This is a genomic window from Streptomyces sp. YGL11-2 (assembly GCF_050054615.1).
GTDB lineage: Bacteria > Actinomycetota > Actinomycetes > Streptomycetales > Streptomycetaceae > Streptomyces.
Window position 1 is genome coordinate 368839 of sequence record NZ_JBNHIN010000003.1, and the last position, 1488, is coordinate 370326.

Here is a 1488-nt window from a genome sequence, read left to right on the forward strand (position 1 = left end):
CAGCGCCGGGCCCGCCGTGGCCCGGCGCTGTCGGCATGGTCGGCATGGTCGGCCCTGTACAACCGGCGGGTTCGGCGCGACCATCGACGCGGACCGCGCACGCCGGTTCCGGCGCCGGACACCCACGCGCGATAATCGGACGAGGGGCCGGCGTCCGCCGAGAAACGTGGACGTCCCAGTAACGACCGGTACGCCCAAGTGATCGTGCGCACGGCCGCGCGGCAACGGACTACGCAGTGAAGGACACGCATTCATGACGACGCCCGCGATCGAGCTCAAGCCCTCCTCGCATCCGCTCCCCGCCGCGGAGCGGGAGCAGATCCTGGCCGCTCCCGGTTTCGGCAGGCACTTCACCGACCACATGGTGACGATCAAGTGGACCGAGGGCCGCGGCTGGCACGACGCGGAGCTGGTGCCGTACGCGCCGCTCTCCCTGGACCCGGCGAACATGACCCTGCACTACGCGCAGACGATCTTCGAGGGCCTGAAGGCGTACCGCCAGCCCGACGGCAGCGTCGCCACCTTCCGCCCGGACGCCAACGCCCGCCGCTTCCAGGCGTCCGCCCGCCGCCTGGGCATGCCCGAACTCCCCGTCGAGACCTTCATCGCGGCCTGCGACGCGCTGGTCACCCAGGACAAGGCGTGGGTGCCGAACAGCGGTGAGGCGTCCCTCTACCTCCGGCCGTTCATGTTCGCCAGCGAGGTCGGGCTGGGCGTCAAGCCCGCCAACGAGTACCTCTTCCTCGTCATCGCCTCGCCCGCCGGCGCGTACTTCCAGGGCGGCGTCAAGCCGGTCTCGGTGTGGCTGTCGGAGGAGTACGTCCGGGCCACCCCGGGCGGCACCGGCGCGGCCAAGACCGGCGGCAACTACGCCGCGTCCCTGGTAGCCCAGGCTCAGGCCGCCGAACAGGGCTGCGACCAGGTGGTCTGGCTGGACGCGATCGAGCGCCGCTGGATCGAGGAGATGGGCGGGATGAACCTGTACTTCGTGTACGGCAACCGCATCGTCACCCCGGAGCTGACCGGTTCGCTGCTGCCCGGCATCACCCGCGACTCGCTGCTGAGCATCGCCGCCGACCTCGGGTACGAGGTCTCCGAGGGCCGGATCTCGGTCGAGGAGTGGCAGGGCGCCACCGAGGACGGCACGCTGACCGAGGTCTTCGCCTGCGGCACCGCCGCGGTCATCACCCCGGTCGGCAGGGTCAAGTCGGCCCGCGCCAACTGGACGGTCGCCGACGGCGAGCCCGGCGAGGTCACCATGAAGCTGCGCAAGGCGCTGCTGGACATCCAGACCGGCGTGGGCGCGGACACCCACGGCTGGATGCACCCGCTGGGCTGAGCCCGGCCCCCGGCGACGCCGCAGGCCGCCACCGACGCTCCGTCGGTGGCGGCCTGTGCCATGAGCGGGGCAGCGGCCCCGGCTCAGCCGACCTCGGCGGGGGACTCGGCGGCCGGCGCCTCCGTACGGGGCGCGGGGACCGGGCGCAG

General features: G+C 72.5%; 1 protein-coding gene. It reads left to right on the forward strand.

Features of this window, described 5'->3' with window-relative positions:
- Window positions 1-253 precede the first annotated feature (253 nt).
- Entirely contained in the window at window positions 254-1339 is a 1086-nt protein-coding gene (locus ACO1BR_RS06235) for a branched-chain amino acid aminotransferase (RefSeq protein WP_426793983.1), read from the forward strand.
- Window positions 1340-1488: the final 149 nt, after the last annotated feature.

Coding starts and splice junctions, on each gene's coding strand:
- ACO1BR_RS06235 (WP_426793983.1), top strand. CDS start 254: ATGACGACGCCCGCGATCGAGCTCAAGCCCTCCTCGCATCCGCTCCCC.